The sequence below is a fragment of the Nocardioides sp. genome (assembly GCF_047607185.1).
In the GTDB taxonomy this organism is placed as follows: Bacteria; Actinomycetota; Actinomycetes; order Propionibacteriales; family Nocardioidaceae; genus Nocardioides.
In genome coordinates this window covers 43,899-57,055 of record NZ_JASGDQ010000126.1, presented here as the reverse complement: position 1 = coordinate 57,055, position 13,157 = coordinate 43,899, and the positions used below count along the sequence as shown (strand labels likewise).

Annotated in this window: 14 protein-coding genes; 2 read left to right on the top strand and 12 right to left on the bottom strand. The window is 70.4% G+C overall.

What is annotated here, in order from left to right; genetic code table 11:
• Positions 1-97: 97 nt before the first annotated feature.
• Both QM595_RS15010 and QM595_RS15005 read right to left on the bottom strand, forming a co-directional pair.
• Positions 98-787 carry a demethylmenaquinone methyltransferase gene (locus tag QM595_RS15010; protein WP_415172380.1) on the bottom strand — a complete coding sequence of 230 codons (690 nt, stop codon included), beginning with the start codon at positions 785-787 and terminating at the stop codon, positions 98-100.
• Positions 788-800: 13 nt separating this feature from the next.
• Entirely contained in the window at positions 801-1,415 is a 615-nt protein-coding gene (locus tag QM595_RS15005; RefSeq protein ID WP_415172379.1) for a hypothetical protein, read from the bottom strand.
• A gap of 62 nt (positions 1,416-1,477) precedes the next feature.
• Here QM595_RS15005 and QM595_RS15000 point away from each other — a divergent pair, with 62 nt between their 5' ends.
• On the top strand, positions 1,478-2,707 hold the full coding sequence (locus QM595_RS15000; protein ID WP_415172378.1) for an isochorismate synthase: 1,230 nt from the start codon (positions 1,478-1,480) through the stop codon (positions 2,705-2,707).
• An 8-nt stretch (positions 2,708-2,715) separates the two neighbouring features.
• Here the strand turns inward: QM595_RS15000 and QM595_RS14995 are convergent, their stop codons facing one another.
• Both QM595_RS14995 and QM595_RS14990 read right to left on the bottom strand, forming a co-directional pair.
• A complete protein-coding gene (locus QM595_RS14995) occupies positions 2,716-2,994 on the bottom strand; it encodes a YciI family protein (RefSeq protein WP_415172377.1) in 279 nt (92 codons plus the stop codon).
• Positions 2,991-3,626, bottom strand: coding sequence for an MBL fold metallo-hydrolase (locus tag QM595_RS14990; protein ID WP_415172376.1), 636 nt, complete (start codon positions 3,624-3,626; stop codon positions 2,991-2,993). Before QM595_RS14990 ends, QM595_RS14995 begins: the two co-directional genes overlap by 4 nt.
• 73 nt (positions 3,627-3,699) lie before the next feature.
• Here QM595_RS14990 and QM595_RS14985 point away from each other — a divergent pair, with 73 nt between their 5' ends.
• Positions 3,700-4,020, top strand: a complete 321-nt coding sequence (locus QM595_RS14985) for a hypothetical protein (RefSeq protein ID WP_415172375.1) — start codon at positions 3,700-3,702, stop codon at positions 4,018-4,020.
• Between the two features lie 81 nt (positions 4,021-4,101).
• Here QM595_RS14985 and QM595_RS14980 read toward each other — a convergent pair whose 3' ends face one another.
• The 8 genes from QM595_RS14980 to QM595_RS14945 form a co-directional block, all read right to left on the bottom strand.
• Positions 4,102-5,193: a hypothetical protein gene (locus tag QM595_RS14980; protein ID WP_415172374.1), complete on the bottom strand. Its 1,092-nt coding sequence runs from the start codon at positions 5,191-5,193 to the stop codon at positions 4,102-4,104.
• A 121-nt stretch (positions 5,194-5,314) separates the two neighbouring features.
• Entirely contained in the window at positions 5,315-6,031 is a 717-nt protein-coding gene (locus QM595_RS14975) for a GntR family transcriptional regulator (RefSeq protein WP_415172373.1), read from the bottom strand.
• Positions 6,032-6,058: 27 nt separating this feature from the next.
• On the bottom strand, positions 6,059-7,996 hold the full coding sequence (locus tag QM595_RS14970; protein WP_415172372.1) for an acetoacetate--CoA ligase: 1,938 nt from the start codon (positions 7,994-7,996) through the stop codon (positions 6,059-6,061).
• Positions 7,993-9,453, bottom strand: a complete 1,461-nt coding sequence (locus QM595_RS14965; protein WP_415172371.1) for an NAD-dependent succinate-semialdehyde dehydrogenase — start codon at positions 9,451-9,453, stop codon at positions 7,993-7,995. The genes QM595_RS14970 and QM595_RS14965 overlap by 4 nt, the downstream gene beginning before the upstream one ends.
• Before the next feature lie 25 nt (positions 9,454-9,478).
• Entirely contained in the window at positions 9,479-10,498 is a 1,020-nt protein-coding gene (locus QM595_RS14960; protein WP_415172370.1) for a dihydrodipicolinate synthase family protein, read from the bottom strand.
• 10 nt (positions 10,499-10,508) lie between these two features.
• Positions 10,509-11,627: an FAD-dependent monooxygenase gene (locus QM595_RS14955; RefSeq protein ID WP_415172369.1), complete on the bottom strand. Its 1,119-nt coding sequence runs from the start codon at positions 11,625-11,627 to the stop codon at positions 10,509-10,511.
• Between the two features lie 41 nt (positions 11,628-11,668).
• The gene (locus QM595_RS14950; RefSeq protein WP_415172368.1) at positions 11,669-12,469 is read right to left on the bottom strand and encodes an SDR family oxidoreductase; all 801 of its coding nucleotides are present in this window, start codon (positions 12,467-12,469) and stop codon (positions 11,669-11,671) included.
• Positions 12,470-12,522: 53 nt separating this feature from the next.
• Positions 12,523-13,146, bottom strand: a complete 624-nt coding sequence (locus QM595_RS14945; RefSeq protein ID WP_415172367.1) for an EthD family reductase — start codon at positions 13,144-13,146, stop codon at positions 12,523-12,525.
• Positions 13,147-13,157 lie beyond the last annotated feature (11 nt).

The window sequence follows — 13,157 nt, the reverse complement described above, 5'->3', positions numbered from 1 at the left end:
CTCAGTCGCCGTGGCTCCGCCACGGCTCCCTCGTCGGCGGCACTCAGCCACGCCCTGGAACGACGCCTCACTCGACAGCCCCTACCTGCGGAATCTCTTAAGCGGTGGCGCGGTGGAGGGCGACGATGCCGCCGGAGAGGTTGCGCCATTGCGGGCGGGTCCAGCCGGCCTCGCGGATCAGCTCGGCCAGGCCGCGCTGGTCGGGCCAGACGCGGATCGACTCGGCCAGGTAGACATAGGCGTCCGGCGAGGAGGAGACGGCGCGGGCGACCCGTGGCAGCGCCCGCATGAGGTACTCGATGTAGACCTTGCGGAAGCCGGCATTGACCGGATGGCTGAACTCGCAGACCACCAGCCGACCGCCCGGCTTGGTGACCCGGCGCATCTCGGCGAGGCCGGCCGCCGGGTCGACGATATTGCGCAGCCCGAAGGAGATGGTGACGGCGTCGAAGGTGCCGTCGGCGAAGGGCAGCCGAGTGCCGTCACCGGCCGTGAAGGGCAGCGCCGGCCGGGCGCGCTTGCCGACCTTGAGCATGCCGAGCGAGAAGTCGCAGGGGACCACCGTGGCGCCGGCCTCGGCGAAGGGGACCGAGGAGGTGCCGGTGCCGGCCGCGAGGTCGAGCACCAGCTCGCCGGCGGTTGCGGCGACGGCGTCGAGGACCTCGCGCCGCCAGCGGCGGTCCTGGCCGAGCGAGAGGACGTCGTTGGTCAGGTCGTAGCGGCGTGCGACCGCGTCGAACATGCGACGTACGTCGCCCGGCTGCTTGTCGAGGTCGGCGCGCGTCACGGTGGCCCGGGCCTCAGGCGATCTCGGCCCAGACCGACTCGACGAGGTCGACCGCGTCCTCGATCGTCGTCGAGGCGGAGGTGACCTGGATGGTGAAGCCGTCGGCGGACTTCTGGCACTCGAAGTAGCTGGCCTGGACGCCGCCGGCGCCGTCGGCGGTGCCCGCTTGGATGCAGGTGACGCCGTGGCTGGTGACCAGGCTGTCGACGGAGTCGCCGGCCTCGGCGGTCGAGGCGTCGATGATCTGCAGCGGCGAGAAGGCGCCGCCGTCGGCACGGAAGGCCTGCACGATCACCGGGCTGCTGAGGTCCTCGGAGATGTAGCTCCGGGTCGCCGCGACGACTCCCGTCTCGGCGAGCACCTTGTCGGCGTAGGTCCGGGCGACGGCCTCGTTGCGCGCGTAGGCGCTGGCCTGCTCGGCCTGGTCGGCCGGCGCACTGGCCCACGCCTCCTCGAGGTCGGTCGCGGTGTAGCCACCGGGAAGCGTGTCGGGCAGGACGATCGGCTCGCTCGAGCCGTGCCCGTCCGAGTCGCCGACCGCCTTCGGCAGGCCGATGCCGATAGCGGCGAAGAGGGCGAGGACCACGACCCCCAGCACGACGCCGGGGAGGACAACACGGGAAGTCACGGGACGCGACGCTACCGCCCGTCCCTGAGCGGCCCCGAATCGGGACCGCCTAGGGTTGAGGCGTGGACTCCGTGGTGGCGCGAACCGTGGCGGTGCCGGTCTCGACGGCGGCCGATCTGGTCGCGCTGCTGCCCGCCGACTCCCCCGTCTCGTGGGTTCGGCGCGGCGAGGGGCTGGTCGGCTGGGGCGTCGCCGCCCGGGTCCGTACGACGGGCCCGACTCGGTTCGCCGACGCGGCCAAGTGGTGGTCGGAGCTGGTGGCCCGAGCCACGGTGACCGACGAGGTCGGCGAGCCCGGCACCGGGCTGGTGTCGTTCGGCTCCTTCGCCTTCGCCGACGAGCCCGGCGACTCGGTGCTCGTGCTGCCCTCGGTCGTCGTCGGCCGGCGGGGCGAGGCGGCCTGGGTGACGACCATCGGCGGCGCCTCCGCCGAGGGGGCCGTCGAGCCGGTCCAGCCGCTCGGCGAGGTGGCCTTCGCCGATGGCGCACTGGACAGCGCCCAATGGATGGGCGTGGTGGCGGAGGCGGTACGTCGGATCAACGCCGGCGACCTGGAGAAGGTGGTGCTCGCCCGCGACGTGATCGCCGTGGCCGACCGGACGGTGGACGTGCGCGGTCCGCTGGCCCGGCTGGCGAGCGCCTACCCGATGTGCTGGACGTTCCACGTCGACGGTCTCTTCGGCGCGACACCTGAGCTCTACGTGCGGCGTGAGCGTGGCCTGGTCACCTCACGGGTGCTGGCCGGCACGCTCCCCGCGGCCATGGGGGCCAGCACCGGCGACGACGAGCACGACCTGACGCTGGCCGCGACGCTGGCCCGGTCGAGCAAGGACCTCGAGGAGCACGAGTACGCCGTCCGGTCGGTGGCCGACGCGCTGGAGCCGCACTGCTCGTCGATGAACGTGCCCGAGGCGCCGTACGTGCTGCACCTGCCCAATGTCGTGCATCTGGCGACCGACGTGACCGGGGTGGTCCGCGACGGCATCACCAGCCTGGAGCTGGCCGCCGCGCTGCACCCCTCGGCCGCCGTCGGGGGCACTCCGCGAGAGGCCGCAGTGGCGCTGATCGCCGAGCTGGAGGGCATGTCTCGCGATCGCTACGCCGCCCCGGTGGGCTGGATGGACGCCACCGGCGACGGCGAGTGGGGCATCGCGCTGCGCTCGGCACTGGCCGAGGGAGACACGGTCAGGCTGTTCGCCGGCTGCGGCGTGGTCGGCTCCTCCGACCCCGAGGCCGAGCTGGCCGAGTCGAACGCCAAGCTCATCCCGGTCCGCGACGCCCTGGGCGGATGATCGAGACCTCAGATGCCCAGCGACTCCCGCCAGGGGCCGAGGACGGGGCTCCAGGCGACCACATTGCGCTCGGCGATGAGGCCCTCGGTCCAGAACGGGTCCTCGTCGAGCGCCTCCTCGACCTCGGCGGAGGTCTTGGCCTCCCAGATCAGCAGCGCGCCGTTGTCCTCGGTCGGGCCGGAGAGCAGTAGCCCGTCCTGGTCGGCGAGGAAGGCGCGGTGCTCGGGGCGGACTCGGTCGAGCGCCTCGGTGTCGTTCTCGTAGAGGTAGGTGACGGCGAAGATCACAGGTCGGCTCCATCGGCGAGTCGGGTGTAGGTCTGCTGCTCGGGGAGGAGCAGGTTGATCTGGGAGTCGAAGATGGCCGAGCCTGCCTGGGAGTAGACCCGGTCGTGGATCGCGACATTGCGCGGCGCACCGACCTCGCGGGCGAAGTCGATCAGGTCGGCACTGCGGGCCCACGGCGCCGAGACCGGCACGAAGAGCACGTCGACGGCCCGGTCCGGGCCGGTGAGCGCGTCGCCGGGGTGGAACACCTGCTGGCCGTCGACCTCGATCCGGTAGCCGGAGTTGTGGACCCGCGGGATCTCCGGATGGATGACCGCGTGCAGCTCGCCGACGGCGGTGACCGGCAGCCCGGCGGCGGTGAACGTCTCCCCCGGCGCGACCACGGTGATCCGCTCGGCGGCCTCGGGCACATCCGCGCGGATCTTGGCGGCCACCTCGGCGATGGTGAAGATCGGTGCGTCGCTGCCGGCCAGGTGCGCCGGCAGGCAGTGGTCGGCGTGCTCGTGGGTGATCAGCACCGCGTCGGCCCCGTCGAGCGCCTCGGCGTCGGTGAACATGCCGGGGTCGAGCACCAGCGTGCCGCCGGCGTGCTCGATCCGGACGCAGGCATGGCCGAACTTGGTGATCCGCATGGGCCAAGACTAGGGGAGACTCCCTTTCATGAGTCTCGTCGCCGCGTTGACGCGGCTGGAGTGACGCGCGAGCATGGGCGACGTGAGCACAGATTCTCGCGAGCTCCGCGCGAAGAGGGCACAGCTCGCGATCGCCTGGTTGACCCTGGCCGTTGGTGCGGTCGCGCAGGTGTTCTTACTCAGACAGCTCATCCTCCTCTCGATGTCGGTGGGCTGGGTCGGCCGCGTCGAGGACAAGCCGGCACTGACCGCAGTCACGATCGCATTAGCCGTGACCGGAATCGCGCTGGTGGCCGATGCCGTATGGGCGGGGATGCAGCGTCGCTGGGTGCTGATGTCGCTGAGCGTGCTCGTGGGCAGCTTCTCGATGCTGGTGCTGATCGGAGCGGGATAGCGCTGCGCCGTTGCGATCTTCCGCGCGGGGGTGGATGACGCAACCCGGCCGAGCGGACGGCCGATCTTCGGGGGTCTGGCGCTACCGTAGGGACAGTGGAGCGCCTTCGATGACCTCTCCCCTGCCATCGAAGAACTCCGCGAGATCGCCGATCGGGACGTGCCGTGTCACCGCGCCGCTGGTTAGGTCGTACCAGGTGAGCGCCAGGTCGTCGGACGCTCCCGCGAGCACGAGCAGGGTCTGCGGGCCCGCGAGGGAGTACCCGGCAGTGCCTCCATATGCCAGATCGAATAGCTTGACGAAAGCGCCCGTATCGACATCGATCCGCCACACCTGGCTTTTCTCCCAGTCGACCATCACGTAGCCGTCCCCGGTCCCGATCGTTTGATACCGATCGATCTCAGGACCATTGGAGCCAACGACATCGATCCAGGTCGGGTCGCCCGCACCGACCTCAAACTGCCCGACCGACCAGGATCTCCCAATGGCCCGCAGAAGCGACAATCGCGGGCCTTGGCTGCCGTCTACGCAGTCGAGGCCGCGGTATCGCGTTCCACCCCGACCGCTCCGTATTACGCCGATCTTGGTCACGACGATCCGGTGTTCCGCCACCGTGAGCCGTAGGAGTCGCGCGGCACCCACCTTGCTGCGGCGATGCCATGGACCCATGAGGAAGTAGGCATCGGAACCGCAGGCCACCGAGTCCCACATCTCACGGAAAAGCGTGGTGGACAGGAGCGCCTTCGTGTCCCACACGCTCACGTCCCAGCCGTATCTAGCACTGTTGCGCGTTCCCGAGTTGAAGACCGTCAGATGCCGTCCGCTGACCCCTCCGCCCCACTGATCGATCTGATTCGGTGGGCCCGAGCGCTCTCGCTTCTCGATACCCTCGCTGTCCATCCGGTAGTCGGCTGCTTGGTCGGAGAAGTAGACGGCGTCGCCGTCCACCCGCGGCGTACCCGCATACATTCCCGTGGTCTCGATCGTTGAGAATGAGCCATCCGGTTGCACAATGGCGACTTCACCTCGCAAGTTCGCCTCGAGCCACGGGGTGTTGCCATAAACGACAGCGACTGCGGACCTCAGCGATTCCGGCGTGACCGCTTCACCGGAGTCCTGTCTTGAATGAGAGCGACCATCGCAGCTCGCGAAGAGCAAAGCCAGCAAGGCCACCCTGGCCAGCGGCCACCTAGAGCGGGTCACAGCTTCTGGTACCAGCCGATGTTGTCGTCTCCATTGGCTGCAATCTCAATCGGCAGCACGTATATTCCGCCGTCCATGTCAATATCGAAGCTCACTCGCCGTAGAACTCCACGAGCGCCCGCAGCCGGACCGGCTCGTAGGCCGGATCGAGCTCGGCGAAGATGTGCGAGGTCGAGTGGCCGTAGTGCGCGGCCAGCGCCCTCGCGCAGCCCACGGCGTCACCGGCGGTGGCGCGGTCGAGGATCTCCCGGTGCTCGGCGTGCCGGGCGGCGTACTCGGCCGCCGCGTTGGGAACGTTGGCGAACAGCCGACGATAGCGTCGGTCGTAGTCGCGCAGCTCCCCGAGTCGCTTCACGGTCGCCGGTCCCATCGCGGTGACCAGCGCGAGGTGGAACTGGCGGTGCGGCACGTCGAAGCGGTCAAAGTCCGCGATCCGCTGGTAATGGCCCATCTCGGCGAACAGACCCTCCAACCGGGCGATGTCGTCGACGCGCAGCCGCGGCACGGTCAGCCGGATCGCCGCGCACTCGATCGAGATCCTGAGCAGCTCCAGCTCCTCGAGGTCTGCGGGTGTCAGCGGCGCGATCATGATCCGCTTGTTGGCCTCGGAGATGACGAGTCCCTCGCCGGCCAGCAGCCGCAGCGCCTCCCTGACCGGTGTCCGCCCTGTCTCCGCGACATCGGTGAGCCTCGCCTGCGTCACGATCGACCCGGCGGCCAGCTCGCCACTGAGGATCGCGGCCCGCAGTCGGGCATAGGTGACCTCCACGCTCTGGCCCGAGCGCTCCGGTTCGAGGGATGCGACCATGCGGTGAGTATGCAATGAGGCCCGTGCTCAGTCGCGCTCGCGGGTGGCTCCGAAGTCCCGATACCAGTCGAGCAGCTCCGGCGAGTCGACGCCGGCAGCGTCCGCGACGGTAGCCAGCGGCTGCCCCAGCAGCAGTCGCTTCACCGGCACCTCCAGCTTCTTGCCGGTACGGGTGTGCGGGATCCCCGGTGCGACCACGATCTCGTCGGGGACGTGCCGGGGCGAGGCCTGGGACCGGATCGCCGCGACGATCCGGTCCCGCAGCCCGTCGTCCGCGGCCACGCCGGCGGCCAGCGCGACGAACATCGGCATCCAGTAGGAGCCGTCCGGGCACTCGACGCCGACGACCAGCGCCTCGGTGACCTCGGGCAACGCCTCCACCGGACCGTAGATGTCGGCGGTGCCCATCCGCACTCCCTGGCGGTTGAGCGTCGCGTCCGAGCGACCGTGGATGACGACGCTGCCCCGCTCGGTGAGCGTGATCCAGTCGCCGTGCCGCCAGACGCCGGGGTAGGCGTTGAAGTAGGCGGCCCGATAGCGCGCGCCGTCCGGGTCGTCCCAGAAGGCGATCGGCATCGACGGCATCGGCTGCCGTACGACGAGCTCGCCGACCTCTCCGACCACGGCCCGGCCGTCGGCGTCGTACGCCGTCAGGTCCACGCCCAGGCAAGGTGCCGACAGCTCGCCCTCCCACACCGGCAGATTCGGTGCCGAGGCCGCGAATGCGGACACCACGTCGGTGCCGCCGCTGGAGGACACGATCTGAGGACGCTCGCCGAGGACCGAGCGCAGCCAGTGGTGGGTGCTCGGTACGAAGGTCGAGCCCGTGACCCCGACGGTTCGGAGTTCCGCGTGGCCCACCGCAGTCACGCCCGCCTTGCGGCACGACTCGAGATAGGCGGGGCTGGTGCCCACGACGCTCGCACCGGTCGCCGCGGCAATCAGCCAGAACGCGTCAGGGGTCGGATGGCCCGGGCTGCCGTCGTAGCAAACGACGGCCGCTCCGGAGAGCAGCGAGCTGACCGAGAAGTTCCACATCATCCAGCTCGGCGTGGTGTACCAGAACAACCGCTCGCCAGGCCCGAGATCCCAGTGCAGCATGGCCTGCTTGAGATATTCGAGGACGACGCCGCCGTGGCCGTGGACGATGCCCTTGGGCCGGCCGGTGGTGCCGGAGGAGAACAGCACCCACAGCGGATGGTCGAAGCCGACCGGCACCGCGTCGAGCTCGGCGTCCCGGTCCGCCACGGCCTGCGCCCACGGCATCGCATCCGGCAGGTCGCCCTCTCCCACCTGGATCACCGTCCGAAGCGTGGGCAGACCCGCGAGGACCGCCGCGGCCTGCTCGGTCCGGTCCTGCGCGCGGCCGCCGTAGGCGAGTCGTGAGGCGGTCACGAGCACGACCGGCCGCAGCTGCTCGAATCTCGACAGTGCCGCAGCGGCGGAGTAGTCCAGACCGCACACGGCCCAGGTCGCGCCGATCGCCGCGGTGGCCAACAGGGCGACCACCGCTTCGCGACCGTTGGGCAGGTAGCCCACGACCACGTCGCCACGACCCACGCCGGTCGATCTGAGCTCGGCGGCGAGAGCGGCGACCTCCTCGCGCAGCACCCCCCAGGTCACATCGCGTCGGTCGCCGCTCTCGCTGATGGTGACCAGCGCCGTCGCGGCCGGGTCGCGTCCCTCGAGGATCGCCGCGGCGTAGTTGAGCTCCACCCCCGGGAACCAGGTCGCGCCGGGCATCCGCGGATCGGGCAGCACCGGGCCCTCGGGCCGCGTCGGCAGGCCGCCGTACTCCCAGACGAGGGCCCAGAAGCCGGCCGGGTCCTCGACGGACCAGGACCACAGGTCGTGGTAGTCACCGGTCAGATCGCGGCCGACCCGCTCGGAGGCGAGCCGGGCGAACCGCTCGATCCGGCTGGCACCGGTCCTGGCCGGCGCCCAGTCGAGGAGCGGGTCGGTCACCACGAGGCAGCCACGTACTTCGTCTCGAGGAACTCCAGCAGGCCGTCGTGGGCGCCCTCGCGGCCGAGGCCGCTCTGTTTGACGCCGCCGAACGGCGCGGCCGGGTCGGAGACGACGCCGCGGTTGATCCCGACCATGCCGGCCTCCAGACGGTCAGCGACGCGCAGTGCCCGGGTGAGCTCCCGGGACTGCACGAACGCGACCAGGCCGAACTCGGTGTCGTTGGCCAGCGCGATGGCCTCGTCGTCGTCGTCGAAGACGACGACCGGGGCGACCGGGCCGAAGATCTCCTCCTGCAAGCAGGGGGCGTCGGCCGGCACCTCGGCGAGCACCGTGGGCGCGTAGTAGGCGCCAGGGCCGTCCAGCACTCCTCCCCCGGTCACCAGCTGCGCGCCGGCAGCGACCGAGGAGTCGACGATCCGGGCGACGTCGGCGGCGGCGGCGTGGCTGATCATCGCGCCCATGTCGACGCCCTCGTCGAGGCCGTAGCCGACCTTGGTCCCGGCCATGGCCGCCGCGAACCGCTCGGTGAACTCCTCGGCCCGCGACCGGTGCACATAGAACCGGTTGGCAGCGGTGCAGGACTGGCCGCCGTTGCGCAGCTTGGCCACCATCGCGCTCGCCACCGACCGCTCGATGTCGGCGTCCTCGAGCACCAAGAAGGGCGCATTGCCGCCGAGCTCCATCGAGCAGCGGAGCACCCGGTCGGCGGCCTGGCGGAGCAGTACCCGGCCGACCTCGGTGGAGCCGGTGAAGGAGATCTTGCGGACCCGAGGGTCGGCCATCATCGCGCCGACCACCTTCGAGGAGGCCGTGGTGGTGACGACGTTGACGACGCCGGGAGGCGCGCCGGCCTCCGCGAAGATCTCGGCCATCGCGTACGCCGTCAGCGGGGTCTCGGCGGCTGGCTTGAGTACGACGGTGCAGCCGGCGGCCAGCGCCGGCCCGATCTTGCGCGTCGCCATCGCCGCCGGGAAGTTCCAAGGCGTGACGAAGAGGCTGGTGCCGACCGGCCGCAGCTCGGTCAGCATCCGCCGGCTGCCGTCCGGCGAGATGCCGAGCGTGCCGAGGCCACGACAGGCCTCCTCGGAGAACCAGCGGAGGAACTCGGCGGCATAGTCCACCTCACCACGGCCCTCGGCGAGCGCCTTGCCGTTCTCCCGGGTGATGAGCCGGGCGAGCTCCTCACGTCGGCTGCGCATCAGGTCGAAGGCGCGGCGCAGCACCTCCCCGCGCTCCCTCGGGGCGGTCGCAGCCCAGCCCGCCGCCGCCTCGTCTGCGGCAGCGACGGCTGCCAGCCCGTCGGCCGGGCTCGCATCGGCGACCAGGGCGAGGGTCTCGTCGTTGCCCGGATCGCCGACCGTGAACGTCGCGCCATCGGCGGCAGGGAGCCACTCGCCGGCGATGTAGAGCGCGCGGTCCTGGGTGAGCACGGCGCTCTCAGATGTCGTAGTCACTTCTTCGCTTCTGCTTTCGTGGTTGTCACGCGGGGTGGCGGCCGACCATGAACTCGCTGTCAGGCAGATCGGTCACCGGGAGTCCGGCCGCGACCAGACCGGCGCGAAGGGTGCGCATGTGGCGGTCGGGGATCCTCATCGCCGGCGCCCGGAGCGGGCCGCCGTTGAAGCCGGCCAGCCAGTCCTGGTACTTCCAGATGGTGCGGTTGATGGCGCCGGTCGAGCTCAGATAGCTCGACGCGACGGAGTCGTTGGCGCCGCGGGCGGGGTTGATCTGCCAGTAGAGCTCCATCGCCTCGGTCCAGCGACCCTCGCGGGCGAGCCGGAACGCCTTGGGGAAGTAGTCGCTCATCCACTGGGTGTTGCTGGTCCCGGAGAACCGGATGTCCAGCACGTCCATCAGCGGGATGCAGTGGCTCTCGATCGGACAGCTGATCACCACGTCGTCCTTGAAGTGGTGGTAGGCCTCGATCGGCCCGACCGGGAGCGGGTAGCCCTGCTCGGCCTTGATCGCGGCGACGTTGGGGATGGTGTCGATCATGCGTCGCACCAGCTCGACGGACATGCCGGCCGGATGGATGCGCTCGAACCCCCAGGTCGGGATCGGGAACAGCATGACCGCCAGGTCGGTGGCCTCGCAGAACGACCGCGTGTAGTCGTAGACCTGGCTCTCCTGGGTGGGCCAGAACTGCGGCGGATAGGAGAGCAGCACGGCGTCCGCGCCGGCCTGCTCGGCCAGCTTGACCGCCTGGATGTTCTCGGCCAGGGTCCCCCAGGCAGCATGGAAGAAGAGCCCGAGTCGGTCGCCCGCGGTCTCGCGCGCGATGGCGGTGAACTCGGCGTTCTCCTCCGGGGTGATGGCCAGCTCGGACATCACCAGGGTGTAGTCGAAGCCGAGACCGATCAGGTGCTCGATGTCGTGGGCGATGCCCTTCGTGTTGAGGCCGGCCAGGTCTGCGGTGAAGGAGGGGATGGTGACCCCCGATACCCCCGTCAGGTGCTCGCGGGCCCAGGCGCGGGCCTCGCCCTTCTCGTAGTTAGTCATCTGGCTCTCCTCAGAACGGCTGGGCCAGGACGTTGAACGCGTTCTCGCGCACGACCTCCGGCTCTGCGCCGGGGGTGTCGGGGCGCAGCTGCCAGGCGGCGATCTGGACCGAGGTGTCGACGACGAACTTGCAGCGCTCGTAGCGGCGCTCGGTGAAGGCGGCCAGCGCCTCGGGGATCGAGCCGGCCCGGTCCAGCTCCTCGCCCAGGACGACGACGTCCTCCAGGCACATCGCGCCGCCCGCGGCGAGCTGTGGCGTGGTGGAGTGCGCGGCGTCGCCGATGAGCGCCACCCGGCCCTGGTGCCAGGGCTTGGGGGTCACGATGGTCTCGTAGAGGGCGTAGTTGACCTTCTCCGGGTCGGTGATGGACTCGCGGACCTCGTTCATGACCCCGCCGTACGGCGCGAGGAAGTCGCGCATGATCCGAGGCAGGTCGGCCTGGGCCGGCCGGGAGGTGTCGGCGGCGGGGACATTGCAGTAGACGTACATGCTGTCCGGGCCCGTGATCGTGAAGCCCGGGTGCGCGATCGGGTCGCCGGAGAAGTCGTGCTCGCGGTCGCCGAGCCCGGCCGGCTTGGCCACCACGGCGCGCAGGCAGCCCTGCTCGCGGAAGACCGGCTTCTCCTGGGTGAACAGCATCGCGCGAACCGTCGAGTTCAGCCCGTCGGCGCCGAGGACCAGGTCGTAGCTGCCCTCGGTCCCGTCGGTGAAGGTCACCTGGACGCCGTCCTCGGTGTTGGTGATCGAGGTCGGGCCGATGCCGGTGCGGACCTTCGCCCCGGCGGCCAACGCGTGGTCGAGCAGGATCTGGTGCAACGTCGGGCGCAGCATCCCGACGATGCCAGGCATGTTGTCGCCCAGCGTCGGCAGCGGGAAGGTGAAGAGCTCCTGCCCGTCGATGTCGAGGCAGGTGAACTCGGAGACACCGTAGCCGTGCTCCATGCACTCGTCGAGGACGCCGAGCCGGTCGAGGGCGCGCAGCGCCGGGGAAATGAGGGTGATGCCGCTGCCGAGGACGCGGAGCTCCTCGCCGATCTCGGCGATCTCCACGTCGTGTCCCTTGCCCGCGAGCAGGTGGGCGGTGGCGGCGCCGGTGATGCCGGCGCCGATAATGAGTGTCCTGGTCATGAGGGTCCTTCTTCCATGCGCGGGTGGGCTAGAGGGGTGGGTCAGAGCAGCACGGCGCCGCCGTCGACCGACAGCTGGGCGCCGGTGACATAGCGGGACTCCTCGGAGGCCAGCCACATCACCGCGGCGGTGACGTCCTCGGGGTCGATCCACGGGATCGGCATTTGGTGGAGGCCGAACATGGCTTGGCGGAAGTTCTCCGCGGTGGGCTCCTGACCCGGCGGCACGAAGGCGTCGTACATGGACTGGACCTGGATCAGCGGGGTGTCCACGGTGGTGGGGTTGATCATGTTGACCCGCACCCCCTTCGGCGCGAGCTCGGCCGAGAGCACCTTGAGCAGGCCGGTCAGCCCGTGCTTGGCGGCGGTGTAGTGGCCGGAGGTGGCATACCCCTTCACGGCGCAGGTCGAGCCGATGATGATGACCGAGGGGCTCTTCGTGGAGGCCAGCAGCGACGGCGCCGCCGCCTTGATGGTGCGCCAGACGCCGTTGAGGTTGATGTCGAGGACGCGCAGCCACTCCTCCTCCTCGAACTCCACGGCGGGGCCGCGGCTGCCGTTGATGCCGGCGTTGGCCACGACGATGTCGATGCCGCCGAAGGCCTCGGTCGCGGCACTGACGGCGCGCTCGAGGTCGGCCAGCGCGCGTACGTCGGCCCGGCACTCCAGCAGCTGGCCGGCGCCGACGTCGGTCACGCTCGGCGCCTCGGGCATCCCGGCGACATCGAGGGCGACGACGTTCGCGCCCTCCTCGAGGAACCGCTTGACGTGCACGGCACCCTGGCCGCCGTTCGCACCGGTGACCAGTACGACCTTGCCTTGGAAGCGCCCCTGCGGGGTCATGCTCATCGTCCTCATTCCCTTCTGTCTGCTGTCCTGATCGGGTCGGTGGCGGCCTAGAGCCAGCGCTCGCCGGTCGTCGAGTAGAGCGAGCAGAACGGCCGCGACGACGACACGAAGAGCTCCATGTCCTCGCCGACCTTGCCCATCACCGGCGAGGCCAGGTAGGCGTCCAGGTCGGCCTGAGAGCGCCACCACAGCTCAGCGAAGCCGTCGTAGGCCGGCTCGCCCCGGAGGTACTCGTCCACGACGGGGAGCGCGATCTCGTAGCGCGAGGTCCCCGGGGCCTCCAGGGTGAGCTCGGAGTGGGTGGTCAGCCAGTGCTGCTGGAAGGTCTCCACCGACATGCCCTCGCGTCGGCACATGCCGACCACCATCTTGATGCCGAAGGCGGCGTCGACCTCGGTCAGCGGCGCGCCGCCGAGCACTACGTGCCGACGGGTGGTCACCCAGACGCTGCCGTCGTCGGGCACGGCGGTCCGGACGGCGTCCGCCTCCTCGACGCTGTCGACCAGCCAGGTCTCGACCGCCGCGGACTGGGGTCCACGATGGCTCGACTCGATCGGCGAGGGGTCGGCGAACCGCAGGTAGGTGTGCCTGCCCGAGGCGGCGGCACTCGCCGGCCGATGCCCATCGGCGGTGTTCTCCGGCAGCAGCCGGAAGAGCTGGAGCGTGGTCATCTGATCTCCTC

Coding starts and splice junctions, on each gene's coding strand:
- QM595_RS14975 (WP_415172373.1), bottom strand. CDS start 6,031: ATGGTCGCATCCCTCGAACCGGAGCGCTCGGGCCAGAGCGTGGAGGTC.
- QM595_RS14955 (WP_415172369.1), bottom strand. CDS start 11,627: ATGACCAGGACACTCATTATCGGCGCCGGCATCACCGGCGCCGCCACC.
- QM595_RS14950 (WP_415172368.1), bottom strand. CDS start 12,469: ATGACCCCGCAGGGGCGCTTCCAAGGCAAGGTCGTACTGGTCACCGGT.
- QM595_RS14990 (WP_415172376.1), bottom strand. CDS start 3,626: ATGCGGATCACCAAGTTCGGCCATGCCTGCGTCCGGATCGAGCACGCC.
- QM595_RS14960 (WP_415172370.1), bottom strand. CDS start 10,498: ATGACTAACTACGAGAAGGGCGAGGCCCGCGCCTGGGCCCGCGAGCAC.
- QM595_RS14945 (WP_415172367.1), bottom strand. CDS start 13,146: ATGACCACGCTCCAGCTCTTCCGGCTGCTGCCGGAGAACACCGCCGAT.
- QM595_RS14985 (WP_415172375.1), top strand. CDS start 3,700: ATGGGCGACGTGAGCACAGATTCTCGCGAGCTCCGCGCGAAGAGGGCA.